The sequence below is a fragment of the Nonomuraea sp. NPDC001636 genome, from assembly GCF_040298265.1.
Taxonomy (GTDB): Bacteria; Actinomycetota; Actinomycetes; order Streptosporangiales; family Streptosporangiaceae; genus Nonomuraea.
The window spans coordinates 134824-152943 of the sequence record NZ_JBEOZT010000009.1; the positions used below are offsets into that span (position 1 = coordinate 134824).

The 18120-nt window shown below is 72.2% G+C and carries 16 protein-coding genes; 7 read left to right on the top strand and 9 right to left on the bottom strand.

Translation table 11 applies throughout. From position 1 onward, the window contains the following. Positions 1-27 precede the first annotated feature (27 nt). From ABT158_RS19360 to ABT158_RS19375, 4 genes are all read right to left on the bottom strand, one after another. Positions 28-1152 (bottom strand): winged helix DNA-binding domain-containing protein, encoded by a 1125-nt coding sequence (locus tag ABT158_RS19360; protein ID WP_352355065.1) that lies wholly within the window; start codon positions 1150-1152, stop codon positions 28-30. A gap of 106 nt (positions 1153-1258) precedes the next feature. Further along, on the bottom strand, positions 1259-2497 hold the full coding sequence (locus tag ABT158_RS19365; protein ID WP_352355067.1) for an RNA polymerase sigma factor: 1239 nt from the start codon (positions 2495-2497) through the stop codon (positions 1259-1261). Then, positions 2494-2865 carry a YciI family protein gene (locus ABT158_RS19370; RefSeq protein ID WP_352355069.1) on the bottom strand — a complete coding sequence of 124 codons (372 nt, stop codon included), beginning with the start codon at positions 2863-2865 and terminating at the stop codon, positions 2494-2496. The genes ABT158_RS19365 and ABT158_RS19370 overlap by 4 nt, the downstream gene beginning before the upstream one ends. A gap of 41 nt (positions 2866-2906) precedes the next feature. Beyond that, positions 2907-3572: a DUF998 domain-containing protein gene (locus ABT158_RS19375; RefSeq protein ID WP_352355071.1), complete on the bottom strand. Its 666-nt coding sequence runs from the start codon at positions 3570-3572 to the stop codon at positions 2907-2909. A gap of 159 nt (positions 3573-3731) precedes the next feature. On the opposite strand from ABT158_RS19375, the gene ABT158_RS19380 reads away from it, so the two are divergent. The 3 genes from ABT158_RS19380 (at position 3732) to ABT158_RS19390 (ending at position 9588) form a co-directional block, all read left to right on the top strand. Further along, positions 3732-4157, top strand: a complete 426-nt coding sequence (locus tag ABT158_RS19380) for a hypothetical protein (protein WP_352355073.1) — start codon at positions 3732-3734, stop codon at positions 4155-4157. A 557-nt stretch (positions 4158-4714) separates the two neighbouring features. Then, on the top strand, positions 4715-8083 hold the full coding sequence (locus tag ABT158_RS19385; RefSeq protein ID WP_352355075.1) for an OmpL47-type beta-barrel domain-containing protein: 3369 nt from the start codon (positions 4715-4717) through the stop codon (positions 8081-8083). 89 nt (positions 8084-8172) lie between these two features. Then, entirely contained in the window at positions 8173-9588 is a 1416-nt protein-coding gene (locus tag ABT158_RS19390) for an amino acid permease (RefSeq protein WP_352355077.1), read from the top strand. Positions 9589-9603: 15 nt separating this feature from the next. Here ABT158_RS19390 and ABT158_RS19395 read toward each other — a convergent pair whose 3' ends face one another. Continuing rightward, the gene (locus tag ABT158_RS19395; protein ID WP_352355079.1) at positions 9604-11865 is read right to left on the bottom strand and encodes a hypothetical protein; all 2262 of its coding nucleotides are present in this window, start codon (positions 11863-11865) and stop codon (positions 9604-9606) included. After that, on the bottom strand, positions 11862-11996 hold the full coding sequence (locus tag ABT158_RS19400; RefSeq protein ID WP_352355081.1) for a hypothetical protein: 135 nt from the start codon (positions 11994-11996) through the stop codon (positions 11862-11864). The genes ABT158_RS19395 and ABT158_RS19400 overlap by 4 nt, the downstream gene beginning before the upstream one ends. 234 nt (positions 11997-12230) lie before the next feature. Between ABT158_RS19400 and ABT158_RS19405 the strand changes: the two genes are divergently transcribed. Next, positions 12231-15236 (top strand): M4 family metallopeptidase, encoded by a 3006-nt coding sequence (locus ABT158_RS19405; protein WP_352355083.1) that lies wholly within the window; start codon positions 12231-12233, stop codon positions 15234-15236. A 213-nt stretch (positions 15237-15449) separates the two neighbouring features. Next, positions 15450-15935, top strand: coding sequence for a DUF4232 domain-containing protein (locus tag ABT158_RS19410; RefSeq protein WP_352355085.1), 486 nt, complete (start codon positions 15450-15452; stop codon positions 15933-15935). 17 nt (positions 15936-15952) lie between these two features. On the opposite strand, the gene ABT158_RS19415 is transcribed toward ABT158_RS19410, so the two are convergent. Genes ABT158_RS19415 through ABT158_RS19425 form a run of 3 tightly spaced genes read right to left on the bottom strand, consistent with a single transcriptional unit; the run spans position 15953 to position 17068 of the window. Continuing rightward, positions 15953-16075, bottom strand: a complete 123-nt coding sequence (locus ABT158_RS19415; RefSeq protein WP_352355087.1) for a hypothetical protein — start codon at positions 16073-16075, stop codon at positions 15953-15955. A gap of 51 nt (positions 16076-16126) precedes the next feature. Further along, the gene (locus tag ABT158_RS19420) at positions 16127-16699 is read right to left on the bottom strand and encodes a dienelactone hydrolase family protein (protein WP_352355089.1); all 573 of its coding nucleotides are present in this window, start codon (positions 16697-16699) and stop codon (positions 16127-16129) included. A gap of 51 nt (positions 16700-16750) precedes the next feature. Continuing rightward, positions 16751-17068 carry a helix-turn-helix transcriptional regulator gene (locus ABT158_RS19425; protein WP_352355091.1) on the bottom strand — a complete coding sequence of 106 codons (318 nt, stop codon included), beginning with the start codon at positions 17066-17068 and terminating at the stop codon, positions 16751-16753. A gap of 228 nt (positions 17069-17296) precedes the next feature. Between ABT158_RS19425 and ABT158_RS19430 the strand changes: the two genes are divergently transcribed. Beyond that, positions 17297-17680: an STAS domain-containing protein gene (locus ABT158_RS19430; RefSeq protein ID WP_352355093.1), complete on the top strand. Its 384-nt coding sequence runs from the start codon at positions 17297-17299 to the stop codon at positions 17678-17680. Beyond that, a complete protein-coding gene (locus tag ABT158_RS19435) occupies positions 17680-18075 on the top strand; it encodes an STAS domain-containing protein (RefSeq protein WP_352355095.1) in 396 nt (131 codons plus the stop codon). The genes ABT158_RS19430 and ABT158_RS19435 overlap by 1 nt, the downstream gene beginning before the upstream one ends. The last annotated feature ends 45 nt before the right edge of the window (positions 18076-18120 follow it).

Here is an 18120-nt window from a genome sequence, read left to right on the forward strand (position 1 = left end):
ATATTGTCCAATGAGGCGTTCCCCCGCTCAGGCGTGCGCGCCCACGGTGACCGGGCCGAGAGTCAGGCGCGGCCTGCCCTCCAGGATCTCCCCCACCCGTTCCACCTGCTCGTCGAGCTCGCCGCGCTGGGCGGCGGTCAGGGCGGACAGCAGTTCGACCGTGACGTCGATCCGGCTGCCGGAGCGCCGCTGGTGCCAGACGCCGCGCACCTCGCCGTCCACCAGCAGCACGGGGAAGGTGCCGGCCTGCCCGCCGGACAACGCCCGCTGCCAGGCCGGGCCGGGGTAGAGCAGCTCGCGCGGCCGGCCCGCGATCAGGTAGGCGTCGAAGTACGGCAGCAGGCGCACGCCGCGCGGCGGCCCGTCCGGCACCGTCGTGTCCCCCGCCAGCACCCGGGCCGGACGCCCGTCGAACGACACCTCCTCGGTCTCCACCGTCGCGAACGCCTCGGCCGCCCACCGCACCGTCGCGCCGACCCACTGGGCGAACTGCGCCGGGGTGGCCGGCCCGTACGCGGCCAGGTAGGCCCTGACCAGGCCGGCCCGAGCGTCCGGCGGCACGGGCGCGGCCGGCGCGGCGCGGTAGGTGACCTTGCGCCCTCTGACCGGCCCGAACACGAACGCCCCGCGGTGCGCCGCGGTGTGCATCGCCTGCCGCCAGCGCGGCCACATGCCCTGGAACGCGGGCATGACCAGGTCGCCCGCCCACGGCCCGGTGGCCGCGACGACCGCGTCGCTCAGCTCGTCGATCGTCAGGTCGGCCCCGGCCAGCACGTCGCGGACGGCCTGGACGACCTGGTCGGTCTGCTCCGCCGTCAGCCGGACGCCCTCGGCCCCGCCGGGCCCCGGGGGCAGCGACGACAGGGCGCCCAGCCACATGGGCAGGTCGTCCGCCGGCAGCAGGTGCACGGTCCCGCGCGGCCCGTGCGTCTTGACCAGGCTGCCCTCGTCCCACAACGCCTCGCGTACGTGGGCGCGGGTGACGCCGTCGAGCCGCAGGCCGATCGAGAGCTCGGCCGCCGACATGACCTGGGCGTGCGCCCCGCACATGGCGGCCACGACGGCGGCCTGGCCCTTGTCGGCGGCGGGGGCGGCCAGGTGCGCCCGCTCCAGACGGCGCGCGCTGACCTGCGGCCACGACAGTTCGATCACGAATTCCTCCTCGGTGCGTTCGCCTTCACCGTAGAAGGACAGGCGGAAAGGTTCGTTCCGCTACCACGGCGATCCGCCCACGGCGTCGTCGGTGCCGGGGGGCCGGTCAGCCGAGATCGCCGGCCTTGCCGAGCAGGTAGCGCTGCTCGACCTGGTTCGCGGTCAGGCCGGCCGCCTGACGGTAGAGCGCGGCGGCCCGCGCGGTGTCGCCGGTCATCTGGAGCAGGTGGGCGCGGACCGCGTGCTCCCGTTGCCTGGTGAGCGGGTGCCGGTCCAGGTGGTGGTGGCGGTCGAGGTCGTCCAGGAGCGCCAGGCCGCGGACCGGTCCGTAGGCGTGAGCCACCGCCACCACCCGGCTGAGCTGGACCGGCGCAGTGGGGGTGAGCCGTTCGAGCCACACGTACAGCATGGCGATCTGGGCCCAGTCGGTCCGGTCGGGCGCGGCGGCCGCGGAGTGCACGGCGGCGATCGCGGCCTGGAGCTGGTAGGGGCCCGTCCGGCCGCGGTTCCAGACGCCGTCGATGAGCGCGGTGCCCTCGTCGATCAGGTCGCGGTCCCACCGGGTACGGTCCTGCTCGTCCAGGGGGACCAGGTCGCCGCCGTCCGTACGGGCTGCGCGCCTGGACTCGGTGAGCAGCATCAGCGCCAGCAGGCCGGTCACCTCGGCGTCGTCGCCGAGCGCGGCGTGCAGCATGCGGGTCAGCCGGATGGCCTCGCGGGTCAGGTCGACGCGGGCGAGCCGGTCGCCGGCGGTGGCGGTGTAACCCTCGTTGAAGATCAGGTAGAGCACCCGCATCACGGCGGTCATGCGGCTGTCGCGGTCGGCGTCGGTGGGCGGCGTGAAGCGGGCTCCGGCGCGGGCCAGCCGTTGTTTGGCGCGGCTGATCCGGGCGCCCATGGTGGGCTCGGTCGTGCCGTGGGCGTGCGCGATCTCGGCGGTGGTCAGGCCGCCGACCGCGCGCAGCGTGAGCGCCACCTGGGAGGTGGGGTCGAGCGCGGGATGGCAGCACAGCAGCAGCAGGGTCAGGCTGTCGTCGCTGCCGGCCGCGGGGTGTGCCCGGCGCCCGGGTTCCTGCATGGCCAGGTCGGCCACCCCGGCCCGCAGCTCGCGGCGGTGGCGGGCCTGGTCGGAGCGGAGCAGGTCCACCATGCGCCGGTATGCGACGCGGATCAGCCAGCTGCGCGGGTTCTCCGGGACGCCCTCGACCGGCCAGGTACGCCCGGCGGTCAGCAGCGCCTCCTGCACCGCGTCCTCGGCGATGTCGAACCGGCCGAAGCGGCGGACCAGCGCGCCGAGCACCTGCGGCGCCTCGGTGCGCAGCAGGTGCTCCAGCTCGCGGTTCACGTCCCGAAGTCCGCACCCATGATCGGGCGGATCTCGATCGGTTCGCCGAGCACCTCGACGATGCGCGCGGCGATCTCGACGGCCCGCTCCTTGCCGGTCACGTCGATCACGGCGAAGCTGGCCAGGACCTCCTTGAGCTCGGCGAAGGGACCGTCGGTGGCGACCACCTCGTCACCGTCGCGATGGACGGTGGTGCTGACCGCCGGGTGCCCCAGGCCCTCGCTGCTGACGAACTCGCCGGAGGCGATCAGCTCCTGCTCCAGCTTCTGGTACGTCGCGAAGGCGGCCAGCGCCTCCTCGGAGGGGACGTCGGCGGTGGCGGCGTCCCACGCGGCGGCCGGGGTGTAGCCGAGCAGCAGGTATTTCACGGTGAATCCCTTGATCGTGGCAGCCGATTCTACGTTTCGCCTCAGGCGGCGCGCCGCAGCGACACCGCGAGGACGGTCGTCCAGGTGAAGGCCACCAGGCCGTTCACGGCGATCTGGACGCTCATGCGGTCGGGCGACATCGGCACGAGGAGCACCAGCGCGGCGACGGCACTCAGCACGGCGCCCGGCACGGCGGGCGGCGCCGACCGGCGGCGGGCGCACCGGACGCTCATCACCACGGCCGCGACGGCCAGCGCGGTGAAGGCCACGGCGGCGGCGGCCGAGTGCGCGATGCCGTGCCAGGACATCTGCGCGACCGGCCCTTCAGGCGTCCCCGCCGGGAAGCCCTTCTCGGGGTCCATGGTGAAGACCCCGGCCGCCACCAGCCCCGCGCCGAAGACGCCCACCAGGATCGGCAGCGCCCGCCGCCCGATCCCTTCGGTGAGCGTGCGCCTGACGCCGACGGCCAGCGCCAGCGCGCCCGTCCCCGCGAGGACGAAGGTGAGGATCTGGATCCATCCCAGGTCGCCGGTGGACAGCTGGCTGATGGGGTGCCGGGTGATGTCGAAGCCCGCACGGGTGAGCATCTGCGTGGTGGCCGAGGCGAAGAAGATCGGCCCGGCCAGCGCCCCGGCCAGCAGCAGGCGTCCGGACGTCCGGGCGCTCCTGCGGGCGGGAACGCCGGTGTCGGTGGTGGTGGCGGTCATGCACGTCCTCCTTTGTCGGTGGGTTTCCCGCTCGCTACCTCGGACCCGGATCGCCCTTCTTGACGCCGGTCGAGCGTGATTCATGTCACAGCGAGCTCGTGTCAAAGCCCGGCGGGGGCCTCCGAGGTACCGGTGAGACAACCCACAGAGGAGGGCAACATGATCCAGACCCCGCAGCCCAGCCCCGAGCTGAAGGCCCTGGACCGGCTGGTCGGCACCTGGAAGGTCACCGGCGGCGCCGAGGGGACCGTGCGCTACGAGTGGCTGCCCGGACGGTTCTTCCTCGTCCAGCACGTCGAGCTCACCCAGTTCGGCGAGCCGGTCACCGGCATCGAGGTCATCGGCAACCTGCGGCCGTTCGGCGAGCCGACCGGGGCGGACGTCGTGTCCCGCTACTACGACTCGGCGGGCAACACCTTCGACTACGTCTACGAGCTGGACGGCGACCGGCTGACCATCTGGGCCGGGGCCAAGGGCGGCCCGGCCTACTACGCGGGCACCTTCGACGCCGACGGCACCACGCTCACCGGCGAGTGGGTCTACCCCGGCGGCGGCGGGTACGCCTCCACCTCGACGCGCATCTGACGCCCGGCGGGAGAACCCGCCGCGCATCTGACGCCCGGCGGGAGAACCCGCCGCGCGTCTGACGCCCGGCGGGGGAACCCGCGGGGGCGGCGAGCCGTCCTGAACGGCCCGCCGTACCCGGCGTCATGGGCCTCCTGGGTCCCCTGCCCTGATCCGCCTGCCGCGCTCACCGCTTGGGGATGTCGCGGGCGGCCTGGCACACCCGGCCGTGCCCGCCGGCCGTGGCCCTCTGCTCCACGCCGTCGTCACCGCCGCACCGCTCCGCGATCAGCCCGTACGCCGCCGGCCCCTCGCACCAGCCGTTCTCGTGGGGACGGCGTACGTCGTCGGGAGCACCGAGCGTCGTCAGCGTCCTCTCGGCACCCGAGCGTGGACCAGGCGCCTGCCCCCATCCAGCGACACCCGGAGAGATCCGATCACCTGGCGGACAAAACGTGATTTTCGGCGCAGCACGAACCTTCAGGCGTTGATTGGTCGGATGAAACGTGACCTTGGCGTGATCGCCTTCGTCTGAGGGGTTGGCCACAATGAGGGCCATCCCCCGACTGGAGGCCCTTGTGCGCCATGGCAAGCCCTGGCGGCTGCTCCTCGCGGCGACTCTCGCCGCGACCGGACTGACCGCTCTCTCCCCCGCCTCCGCCCAGGCGGCCGGCACCGTCTTCCACGTCTCCCCCGACGGCGACGACGGCGCCGCCGGCACCGAGGCGGCGCCGTTCCGTACGATCGAGCGTGCCCAGCGCGCGGTGCGCGCGGTCCTGCCCACCGCGCCCGAGCCGCCCCGGGTACGGGTCCGCGGCGGCGTCTACCACCTCGCCGAGCCCCTCACCTTCACCCCCGCCGACTCCGGGGCCGTCTACGAGGCGGCCGCCGGCGAGCAGGTCGTGCTCAGCGGCGGACGCCGGCTGACCCCCGCCTGGACCCCGTACCAGGGCGCGACCCTGGTGGCCGACATCGGCGCGGGCCTCGACTTCGACGAGCTCTTCCTCGACGGCACCCGGCAGGTCCTGGCCCGCTACCCGAACGTCGATCCCAAGGAGGCCGTGCTCGACGGATACGCCGCCGACGCGATCTCGCCCGCTCGGGTGGCCCGCTGGAAGAACCCCACGACCGCGCTGGTCCGCGGGCTGCACCAGGGCGAATGGGGCGGGAACTCCTTCAAGGTGACCGGCGTCGGCGACGGCGGCGTCCCGATCCTGAAGTGGGTCGGCGACAACAACAGGGGCGACGGCCTGCATCCGCAGAAGCGCATGGTCGAGAACGTCCTGGAGGAGCTGGACGCCCCCGGCGAGTGGTTCTACGACAAGGACGCCGGCCGCCTCTACCTCCAGCCGCCCGCGGGCCTCGACCCGGCCAAGGCCCGCGTCGAGACCGCCGAACGCGAGGAGCTCGTGCGGGTCGTCGGCGACTCGCCCTCCGCGCCGGTGCGCGACCTCACCTTCACCGGGTTCACCTTCACCCAGACCCACCGCACGCTGTTCAGCCGCCCGTACGAGAAACTGCAGCTCGGCGACTGGGCCATCGTCCGCGCCGGCGCGGTCTACCTGCGCAACACCCAGCGGGTCGCCATCCGCGACGCCCGGTTCGACCAGGTCGGCGGCAACGCCGTCTTCATGGACGGGTACGCCGAGGGCAACGTCGTCTCCGGCGGCGAGTTTCGCGAGTCGGGGGCCAGCGACGTCGCGGTCGTCGGCTCGCCGGCGGCCGTCCGCGAGCCGTCCACCTGGGACGACATGCGGCGCACGATCACCGACACCACCCCGGGCCCGAAGACCGAGGACTACCCGCGCGACATCACCATCAGCGGCAACCACATGACCCGCAACGGCCGGTTCGAGAAGCAGAGCTCGGGCGTGCAGATCTCGATGAGCCGCCGGGTGACGGTGTCCGGCAACACCGTGCACGACGGCCCGCGCGCCTGCGTCGACATCAACGACGGCACCTGGGGCGGCCACGTCATCGAGGACAACGACATCTTCGACTGCGTGAAGGAGACCTCCGACCACGGGCCGATCAACAGCTGGGGCCGCGACCGCTTCTGGCCGCTGACCGCCGGCGACGCCCAGAAGAAGGCGTACGCCAAGCTGGACGCGACGGAGACGACGAAGATCCGGCACAACCGGATCCGGCACTCCTCGCACTGGGACGTCGACCTCGACGACGGCTCCTCCAACTACGAGGTCACCGGGAACCTGCTGCTCAACGGCGGGGTGAAGCTGCGTGAGGGCTTCTTCAGGACCGTGCGCGGCAACATCTTCGTCAACGGCGGCGGCCACTTCCACGTCTCCTACGCCGCCAACGGCGACGTCGTCGAGAAGAACATCTTCGTCACCGACGACCCCTACGACTTCATCCAGAGCGACCCGTCCACCTCCGGGACCGTCTACGACGACAACCTGTTCTGGAACAACGGCAAGCCGGTCGCCGACATCACCGCCGCCTGGCGGGCCCGCGGGCTCGACACCCGCTCGGTGGTCGCCGACCCGCTGTTCGAGGGGCAGAGCCCGTACGCCGACCCGGCCAAGCTCGACTACACGCTCAAGGCCGGCTCCCCCGCCCTCGCACTGGGCTTCCAGCCGTTCCCGATGACCGGGTTCGGCAAGCCCGGCTCGCCCACGCCGCCGCCGCTCACCTGGCGTGCGCCCGAGACCGGCATGACGATCGGCAACCTGGCCGAGCCGCTCATGGGCGCGACGGCCACCGAGGTCCACAGCGACGAGGTGAAGTCCTCGGTCGGGCTCACCGACTACGACGGCCTGTTCCTGGCCGCCGTCCCGGCCGGGTCCCACGCCCACGGGCAGGGGCTGCGCACCGGCGACGTGATCAGGGAGATCGCGGGGACCAAGGTCACCGGCCGCGACAGCTTCTGGAAGGTCTACAACCGCACGCCCGCCGGGCGTCCGGTGCCGCTGAAGGTCTGGCGCGCGCAGGCGCTGACCGAGCTGAGCCTGACCAAGGCGTACGGCGTGGAGACCATCGACAACGTCTCCGGCGTCACCTACACCGGCGAGGGCTGGGACTGGAAGAACGACCGGCGCGGCGGCGGCGGCTCGACCCTCGACGACCTGCACGCCACCCAGACCGACGGCGACTCCTTCGAGCTGGCCTTCCACGGCACCGGCGTGGAGTACATCGCCCAGGTCAACTCCGACGAGGGCAAGGTCGACCTCTACCTGGACGGCAAGCTCGACGCCACCATCGACAACGGCAACCCGACCCGGGAGTACCAGAAGGTCGTCTACACCAGGACCGGGCTGGCGCCCGGCCCGCACACGCTCAAGGGCGTCAAGAAGGACGGCTCGTACTTCATCGTGGACGGCTTCAAGATCCACTCTGCGCCCGCGAACGAGGACGGCGAGCCTCCGGTGACGACCGCGTCCGGGGTGCCCGCCGGCTGGGCGGACGGGCCCGTGGACGTGGTCCTGACCGCCGCCGACACGGGCTCCGGCGTGGCGCGCACCGAGTACCGGCTCGGCGACGGCTCCTGGCAGCCCTACACGTCCCCCGTCCGGGTGGACCGCGAAGGGGAGAGCGTGCTGGCCTTCCGCAGCGCCGACCAGGCCGGCAACGTCGAGGAGCCGAAGTCGGTCACCGTCCGGATCGACGCGACGGCCCCTGCCCTGACCGTCACGCCGGACCCCGCCCGGCTGTGGCCGCCGAACCGCAGGCTGGTGCCGGTGGAGGTGGCGCTGAAGGCGTCCGACGCCGGGCCCGTCACCGTCACCCTGGTCTCGATCACCAGCTCCCAGGGCAACGCCCAGGACGACGTGCGCGAGGCCGCCCCCGGCACCGCCGACACGTCCTTCGCCCTGCGCGCCGAGCGGGACGGCGGCCAGGACCGGGTCTACACGATCACGTACCGGGCGGTGGACCGCGCGGGCAACGCCACCGAGACCCGCGCCCAGGTCACCGTGGGACGCGCCGGCTAGCAAGCGGACGGACCGGCTCCTTCGAGCCGGTTCGTCCGACTTCCGCCGTCATGCGCATGGCGGGCTTCCTGTCAGGGCAGGACCCCGCCATGACGTCTGCGCGAGGCTTCGGCGGCGGGTCCGGGATATTCCGTCGCAAACCGGTAGAACAGATCGCCACCGAGCACGAGGGCGAGCTCAACCGCGTGCTCGGCCTCTGGCAGCTCACCGCGATCGGGGTGGGCGGCATCATCGGCGCCGGCATCTTCGCGCTGGCCGGCGCCGTCGCCAACCAGACCGCCGGGCCCGCCGTCGTGATCTCCTTCCTGATCGCCGGCATCGCCAGCGCCGCCGCCGCGTTCTCCTACGCCGAGTTCACCGGCATGATCCCGAAGGCCGGATCGGCCTACACGTACGGCTACGCGGTGCTCGGCGAGATCGTCGGCTGGTTCATCGGCTGGGACCTGCTGCTGGAGTACACCGCCATCGTCGCGGTCGTGGCGATCGGCATCTCGGGCTACTTCGGCTTCCTCGTCGGCCAGCTCGGCATCGACCTGCCCGCCTGGATGCTCGGCGCGCCGGGCACCGGACCCGGACACGTCGTGGACCTGTTCGCCGGGATCCTGTGCCTGTTCATCGCGTTCCTGCTCAACCTCGGCATGCGGTCGGCCGCCCGGTTCGAGACGTTCGTCGTCGCGATCAAGGTCGCGGTGGTGCTGCTGGTGATCGTGGTCGGCTTCTTCTACATCGAGACCGCCAACTACACGCCCTTCTTCCCCTACGGGTTCGGCGGGGCCGTGACCGGCGCGGCCACCGTGTTCTTCGCCGTCTTCGGCTACGACGCCATGAGCACGGCGGCAGAGGAGTCGAAGGACGCCCAGCGGCACATGCCCAAGGCCATCCTCTACTCCCTGGCCATCTCGATGGTCCTGTACGTGCTGGCCTGCCTCGTGCTCACCGGCATGCAGAACTACCAGGACATCGACCCCGAGAGCGGCTTCTCCTCGGCGTTCGCCTCCGTCGGGCTGTCCGGGCTGGCCGGCGTCATCGCGGTCGGCGCCATCGTCGGCATCCTGACCGTCATGTTCACGTTCATGCTGGGCGTCACCCGCGTGTGGTTCGCGATGAGCCGGGACGGGCTGCTGCCCTCCTGGTTCGCCAAACTCCACCCCGTACGGCACGTGCCGTCCAGGGTCACCTGGATCGTCGGCGTCGGCTCCGCGCTCATCGCCGGGTTCCTGCCGATCAGGGAGGCGGCGGAGCTGACCAACATCGGCATCCTGCTGGCCTTCGTGGTGGTCTGCGCGGCGGTGATCGTGCTCCGCTACCGGCGTCCCGACCTGCCGCGCGGCTTCCGCATGCCGGGCATGCCGGTGGTGCCGGCGATCGGGGTGCTCTTCTCCCTCTGGCTGATCACGTTCCTGGAGCCGCTGACCTGGCTCAGGTTCGTCGTGTGGTTCCTGATCGGGCTGGTGATCTACTTCGCCTACGGGCGCCGCCACTCAGCGCTGAACCGCCGCGACTGACGTCCGGCGGCGGGGTCAGTTCGTGTCCTGGTAGACCTTGGGGCCGATCGCCTTGTACGCGGCCTTGGAGGCGTCCTTGAGCCACGGCCGGGTGCTGGTGGAGTTGGCGCGGTTGGTGTAGACGGCCATGGTGTGCAGCAGGTAACGGTGGGTGTACCCGACCCATCCCCAGGTCTGGGCCCTGCTCCAGCTCGTCGAGTGGCACAGCCCCGAGCCGGGGCCCTTCCTGGGGCAGACGATCCCCCAGGCGTCGGCGTAGGCGTCGTCGAGCCGCGCGTACGCGGTGTCGGCCCGGCCGTCGTTCTTCAGCGGCACGACCCACACCGAGACCATGATGCGCTTGTTCCCGGGTGCGCCCGGGTTCACGTACGAGCCCTTGACCATCCTGGAGCAGTGCGCCTTGCGCAGGACCGAGCGGACGTTGGCCGCGTGGTAGGCGTCCGGGCACTTGTCCACGCCGCTCGACCGGAGGGTGTAGCGCACGCCCTTGGCCGTGGTGAAGGAACTGGGAAGCAGGGCGCTCGGCGTGAGCGGGATCGGGTCGGTGTCCTGACGGTCGAGGTCACCCGGGTCGAGCGGCTCCTCGGTGGGCGGTTCGAGCGTGGGCGTCTCAGTGGGCGTTTCGGTGGGTGTCTCGGTGGGCTGTTCGCTGGGCCACGGAGTAGCGGAGGACGGCGACGGTGTGGGGGCGACCGCGTCCGGCGAGCCGGAGGACGCCGCGGTCAGCCTGCTGTCACCCCGCTCCGGGCCGAGATCCTTCACCACCGAGACCACGAACACCGCGGCCGCCACGGCGAGCGCCACACCGACCACTCCCACGCCGGCCCCCAGACCGACCTTCATCCCCGTACTGAGACCACCGCCGGACGGGGACGGCCCCGCGGGCCTGGGAAAAGGCGGCCTCGGAGGCCCTTGCGGTGGCAGCGAAGGTGACGTCGGCGGCAGCAGCGGTGGCCCCTGCGATGGTGCCGGTGGCTGCAGCGAAGGTGACGAGGGTGACGGCGGCGGCCCAAGCGGCGGCCCCTGCGGCGGTGCCGGTGACAGGAGTGAGGGGGACGGCGGTGGCAGGAGCGGTGGGCCCTGCGATGGTGCCGGTGGGCCCTGCGGCGGTGCCGGTGGCAGCAGCGAAGGTGACGTCGGCGGGGGTGATGGCGATGGCACCAGTGGAGGTGACGGCGGAGGTGGTGGCAGGAGCGGGGGTGGTGGGGGCGGTGCGTGGGTGGGCGTGGTCGTGGTCATGGTCGTGGTCGTGGCCGACGAGGCGGCCTGCCGCAGTTCCTGCGCCCACCGCTCCGGACGCGGCCGCTCGTCCGCGGGCCCGTGGAGCGCCGCCGCCGCGAGGTCGGCCGCCGCGGGGACGACCGCGGCCAGCCGGCCGGGGTCCGTGGAGGTCCGGTCGCGGGCCAGGAGCCGTACGGCCAGCAGCGCGAACCTGTAGGCGTCACCCTGCGGCGTGCCCTCGGGCTCGTCGGCGGGAATCTCCCACCCGGACGTCTCCACCTGGGGTAACGCCGCCGCCCCGGCGAGCCGCATTGCGTCGCAGCCGATGAGGAAGCACTCCGGGGAGCCCTCCGTGGCGAACAGCAGGTGCTCGGGCGCCAGGTCGCCGACGACGATGTCCATCGTGTGCAGGCGGGCGAGCGTGTCGGCCAGGTCGGCCAGCAACAGCAGACGGTCGCGATCGCCGACCCGCTGGCCGATGTCACCGCCATGGGCGCCCCCGTGAGCGCCGTCATGGGCGCCGTCATGGGCGCCCGAGTGAGCGCCGACGTGGGCGGGGTCGTCGGCGCCGGCGTGGGCAGGGTCGTGGGCATCGACCTGGGCAGGGTCGTGGGCGTCGTCGTCGAGCAGGAGGTCCATCGTGGCCGGGCGGCGCTCGGTTCCCGACGGCGTCCGCAGGTCGAAGGAGAACCGGTGAGGCGCCGACCGCATGAGGAAGCCGCGAACCTCGCCGCCGGACTGGACGATCTCGGCGGGCCAGGCGGCCTTGTCGCACAACCAGGCCGCGTCCCATCCGGACAGCCGGCCGATCAGCCCGGCCATCTCGGTGAGGACGCCCGCGTCGAGGCCCGCCAGGACGGCGGGGTCGTACTCCTTGTAGACGACCTCGAACTGGCCGTTGATCCGACGGCCGGGCACCTCGTGGACCGTGCCCCGGCCGCCCTGCCCGAGACGCCGTCCGAGGACGAGGTCCGCCCGCTCAGCGCCGCTCGCGGGGCCGCTCGCGGGGCCGGTACCCGGGTCGCCGGTGCCCGGGTCGCTCGTCGGGTCGCTCATCGGGCCGCGTCCCTCGGCCACAGGGCCGGCTCGGGCACCGGGCGCGGTGGCTCGATCTTCAGGCCGGGTGCGTCGAGCGCGACGCGCTCCCAGGCGCGGATCCGGTCTGCCTGCTCCGGTGCGTGCCGCACGTGCGCTCTCCCCGCCCTTCGAGCCCGCCCTTTTTCGGAGGATATCAGCGTCCATTTGCTGAAGATCAAGGATTTGTGGAGCCGGATCTGCCGGTGCCCCCGGCATACCGTGGCGTTATGGAAATTTGTGAGCTGTTCGCCTGACCACCCTGGGTGACAACTTTAAGCAAGCCCCAGCCAAAGGGCTCCTTCGATCCCCACACCCCCGGGGACATGTGAGAGGAGTCACCCAGAGTGAACAGCACGTTCAAGTCGGGCACGATCGCCGTATTGGCGGCGGCGGCCCTTACCGCCTCGATGACAGGCGCCGCCGGCGCCACCTCGAAGGCGCAGTTATCCACCGCGGCGACCACCGTCGCCAGGACCGATCCCCCGGCGTTCGCGCCGGCGGACGCCAAATCGCGCGACCGCGCGAAAGTGAACGCCGACGCGGCACTCGCCGCCGGAGCCGAACGCCTGCACAAGGGCTCCGGCGACGCCTTCACTCTCTCGTCCAACGTCGCCGGCACCTACGGCCTGCAATATCTGACCTACGAACGTACGTACAAGGGCCTGCCCGTCTACGGCGGCGAGGTCGTCGTGGGCACCGACCGGGCCGGCCAGGTGATCCAGCAGGTGGTCACCGGCCAGACCGCGAAGATCAAGGTCGGCACCGAGCCCTCGGTCCCGGCCAGGCAGGCGACGGCCACCGCCAGAGCCCTCCTGCCGCAGGTGGACGAGGTGACCACGGCGAAGCTGGTCGTGCACGCCACCAGCGCCACCCCCAAGCTGGCCTGGCGGGTCCAGGTCACCGGGCGGACGGCCACCGGCAGGCCCAGCATCCTCGACGTGTTCGTGGACGCGCGCTCCGGCTCGCTGATCGACAAGTTCGACAAGGTGCACGAGGGCACCGGCCGCGGCTTCTACGACGGCACGGTGACGATCGACACCAGCGGCTCCACCGGCTCGTACCGGATGGTGGACAGCACCAGGCCGGGCCTCCAGTGCGGCGGCCAGAACGGGTCGGCCTACACCAAGAGCAGCGACTCGTGGGGCAACGGCTCGGGCACCGACCTGGAGACGGCCTGCGTGGACGCGCTGTACGCCGCCCAGATGGAATGGAACATGCTGCGCGACTGGCTGGGCCGCAACGGCCACAGCGGGACGGGCCGCTCGTTCCCCATCCGCGTCGGGCTGAACGACGTCAACGCGTTCTGGAACGGCTCGTACACCACCTTCGGCCACAACCAGGCCGGCAACCAGCAGGCCACCCCGATGGACGTCGTCGGCCACGAGTTCGGCCACTCCGTCTTCACCAACACCCCCGGCGGCGACACCGGCAACAACGAGGTCGGCGGCCTGAACGAGTCCACGGGCGACATCTTCGGCGCGCTGACCGAGGCCTACGCCAACAACCCGAACGACCCGCCGGACTACCAGGTGGGCGAAGAGGTGAACCTCGTCGGGAACGGCCCGATCCGGTACATGTACAACCCGTCCCAGGTCGGCGACCCCAACTGCTACAGCTCCTCGATCCCCAACACCGAGGTGCACGCGGCGGCCGGGCCCCAGAACCACTGGTTCTACCTGCTGGCCGAGGGCAACAACCCCGGCGGCGGCAAGCCCTCCAGCCCGATCTGCTCCGGCGGACCGTCCTCGGTGACCGGGATCGGCATCCAGAAGGCCGGCAAGATCTTCATGGGCACGCTGCAGGCCAAGACGCAGCCGTGGACCCACGCCAAGGCGCGGGTGGCCTCGCTCAACGCCGCCAAGGCGCTGTTCCCGAACAGCTGCGTGGAGTTCAACGCGGTCAAGTCGGCCTGGGACGCGGTGAGCGTCCGGGGCACCAGCGACCCGACCTGCGTGGCCAATCCGGACACCTTCTCGCTGCAGGTGAGCCCCGGCTCCGGCGCGGCCGACCCGGGCGGCTCGGCCGTCACGACCCTGAGCACGGTGACGACCGGCGGCAACGCCCAGCAGATCCAGCTCAGGACGGGCACCCTGCCGGCCGGCGTGACCGCCCAGTTCAACCCGGCCACCATCCAGTCGGGCCAGTCGTCCACGCTGACCCTCAACGTGGCGGCGAACGCGGCTCCCGGGACGTACACCGTCCAGGTGACCGCGCAGGGCACGGCCCAGACGCAGACGCAGAACTACTCGCTCACCGTCAACCGGCCGATCCCCGACCAGTTCTCGCTGACGCTCAGCCCCACGTCGGGGTCCGTGGACGCGGGCGGCAGCACCGCCTCGACGCTGACCACCACGACCACGAGCGGCAACGCCCAGCAGATCCAGCTCAGGACGGGCACGCTCCCGGCGGGCGTGACCGCCCAGTTCAACCCGGCCACCATCCAGTCGGGCCAGTCGTCGGCGCTGACGCTCGCGACGGCGTCCTCCGTGCCGGCCGGGACGTACACCGTCCAGGTGATCGCCCAGGGCACGGCCCAGACGCAGACGCAGAACTACACCCTGACCGTCTCCCGGCCCGGTGACCCGGACGCGTTCTCCGTCCGGCTCGACCCGGAGGCGGGCACCGCGACGGCCGGCGGCACCGTGGCCACCACGGTGAACACGGCGACGACCGGCGGGCAGCCGCAGCAGGTCACGCTGTCGGCGGCCAAGCTGCCGAGCGGCGTCACCGCGGCCTTCGACCCGGCCACGATCCAGTCGGGCCAGTCGTCCAGGCTGACCTTCACGGTGGCCTCGACGGCGAAGAACGGCACGTACCCGATCACGGTGACGGCCACCGGTACGGCCCAGACGCAGACGGCGAGCTACGCGCTCACGGTCACCGGCGGCACGCCGGCGGGCGACTTCACCGTCGCCGCCACCCCGTCGTCGGCCACCGTCACGGCGGGCGCGACGGCGACCACCACGCTGAGCACGCAGGTCACCACCGGCCGGCCGATCCCGCTCACGCTGGCGGCCGACGGCGTGCCGCCGGGCGCGACCGTGACCTTCAGCCCGTCGTCCATCAACTCGGGCGAGTCGTCCACGGTGACGGTGACCACGTCGGCCAGCACGCCGGCGCAGACGTACACGATCACCCTCAACGCGAACGGCTCCGCCAGCCACGGCACGTCGTTCTCGCTGACGGTGAACGGCGGCGGCACCGGTGACACCTGGCAGGAATGGCACGCCTACAACGCCGGCGACGAGGTCACCTACCAGGGTGTCCGCTACCGCTGCGTGATCGCCCACACCTCGCAGCCGGACTGGACGCCCGACGTCGTACCGGCTCTGTGGCAGCGGATCGGATGACGGTCCGCCCGGTGCCCCACGTACCCGGGGGGTGACTGAGGGCCGGAGCGGAGGGGGTCCCACCGGACCCCCTCCGTTCTGGTTCCCGGACGCCCCGGCACCGGCTGTGGTTCGGCGCCGCCTACCTCGCCTCCGCCGTCGTCCTGACGCTGGTTCACGGACGAGTTGACGGCCGGGCGTAACTTTCACCGCGGTTCCTGCGTCGAACACCACATGAGACGCTTCACCACCGCCACGCTCGTGGCCGGGCTGCTGCTGGCGGGCGGGGCCGCGCCGGCGCTGGCCGGCGAGTCCGCCCCCGTCCGCCGCTGCTCGGCCGCCCAGCTCCAGGTGCGCCTGGGCACGATCGACGCCGGCGCGGGCAACAGGAACGCGCCGCTGGTGTTCACCAACAGCTCACGAACCGCCTGCACCCTGTACGGCCACCCCGGCCTGATCATGATCGACAAGCAGGGCGACACCCTGCGCACCCGCGTCCGCCGCACCGCCGGCCCCAAGCACCGGGTGACGGTCAAGCCGGGCGGCAGGGCCCGCACCACGCTGCACTGGACGGTCGTCGAGACCGGCGACGAGACGGCCTGTCCGAGCCCCGCCCGCCTGCTGGTCATCCCGCCGGACGAGCGCTCGTACCTGAACGTGCCCTTCGACGCCGGCCAGGTGTGCGACGGCGGACGGCTCGACGTCACCCCGCTGGCCTGACGTCCGCACGGGGGCGGTCAGCGCAGCAGCCAGTTGACGGCGACCGTGAGCACGGCCGACAGCAGCAGCGAGATCAGGATCATCGCCAGGCAGCCCGGCCAGCCGCCCAGCGGTCGCACTTCCCAGTTCCCGAACCTCATCCCCGGCCCCTACCCGGGGCGGCCTGGGTCGTACCCGGGCCGGGGCAGGCGTCAGAGGCCGGCGACGAAGTCGAGGGCGACCGCCCAGGCGCGTTCGGCGGCCGGGGCGTCGTGGTCGGGCAGGCCGGGGTCGGTGAACAGGTGGCCGACCCCCGGGTAGCGGAAGACCTCGACGTCGGCCCGCGCCCGGCGCATCTGGAGGTACCAGGCGTTGAGCCAGTCGACCGGCTCGTAGAAGTCGGGGTCGGCGACGTGCAGTTGCACCGGCAGGTCGTCGGCGACGGCGCCCTCGGCCATGTCGGAGGTGCCGTGCATGAGCAGCAGCCCCCGGGAACGCTCGTCGCCCAGCGCGAGGTTCTGGGCGATGGCCGCGCCGAGGGAGAAGCCGGCGTAGACCAGGCCGTCGCCGGACAGCGGGGCCGCCGCCGTGATGGCCCGCTTCAGCAGCTCCTCGCTGCCGATCTCCTCCTTGATGGCGATGCCCTCCTCGGGCGTGTCGACGACGCGGCCGTCGTAGAGGTCGGGGACGTGCACCTCGTGCCCCGCCCCCCGGAGCCTGTCGGCGGCCTGGTGGACGGCGGGCCGCAGGCCGTACATCGAGTGCAGGAGGAGAATCCGCGCCATACGCGCAGCTTAGCGGCCCTGGGCGAGTGCGCCCGGTCCGGCCGCGGCGGGTCAGCCGTCGCCGGTGGGCAGGTCTCGGGCGGTGAACATGTCGATCAGCAGGCGGACGGGCAGCCCGGCCTCGGTCGGGTAGCGGAACTGCCGGTCGAGGTCGAGGCTGTAGCGGTTGCGGCGGCCGATCCGCTCGCGGGTCAGGTAGCCGGCCTGGTAGAGGTCGGAGACGATGTTCTGCACGGTGCGTTCGGTGACGCCGATGCGGGCGGCGATGTCGCGCAGCCGTGCGTCGGGGTCGCGGGCGATCTCCACCAGCACGCGGGCGTGATGGGTCAGGAACGTCCACGTCGCCGGATGGTCTTCAGGGTCGGGCACAGCCTCTGACGCTTTCTACCTGGACGTCCCGGATCCGCGGGGCGGACGAGAATGCTTACCTGAAGATCCTATGACGAAAGCTCTTTCCTGCAACCCTCTTCGCCCCTAACCTTGGGTCGTGGGGCGGCCCCGACGCCGTCCCTACCGGCCAGGCCCACTTGGGGAACAACAGATGTCCGTCACCCAGACGTACCTTGCCGTCGCGCCGAGCGCCGCCACCAGGCCGCCATGTCCGTGCTCAGCATGAGCTGCCGGCCGGTTCCGGCCGGCGCGCTGGTCACGGTTTCCGGTGAGCTCGACGCCACCAACGCCGATCGCCTGGAGTCCGCCATCCGCGACGCCCACCGCCCCGGCCGGTCCGTGATCCTCGACCTGGGCGAGCTGACCTTCATGGACAGCAGCGGCCTGCACGTGCTGCTGCGGGCGCACGACGACGTCCACGACACGGGCGGGAGCCTGCGCCTGGCCGCCGTGCGGGACATCCCGGCCCGCATCCTGCAGATCACCGGGGTGTGGGACACGCTGCACATCCACGCCTGCGTGGAGGAGGCCGTCGGCGCGACCGCGCACGCCCGGCCCGATCGGCTGCCGGATGACGCGGAGCGGTTGTGATGCACCTGGCCAGCAGCTACCTGCCGGGGATCACCGTGATCACGGTGGCCGGCGAGGTCGACGCCACCGCCTCCGGCCACCTGGAGACCTACCTCGACCAGGTGCGCCGCAGCCTGGACGAGCACCTGATCATCGACGCGCACCGGCTGACGTTCCTCGACAGCTCCGGCCTGTCCGTCCTGCTCGCCGCCGCCACGCTGGCCCGCGCGCACGGCGTCGACGTGCACCTGGCCGGCCTCCAGCCCACGGTGGCCCGGCTGCTGGAGATCACCGGCACCGTCGAGCTCGTGACGATCCACGACCGCGTCTCCCAGGCCGTCACGGCGGTCGAGGCGCTCCGGGACGCCGACCCCGGGGAGCCGGATGAGCCCGCCGAGCCTTCCGAGGCCGTCTGACCGTCGCGCGGCCGGGCACCGGGTGCCGCCGCACCACCTGTTCGA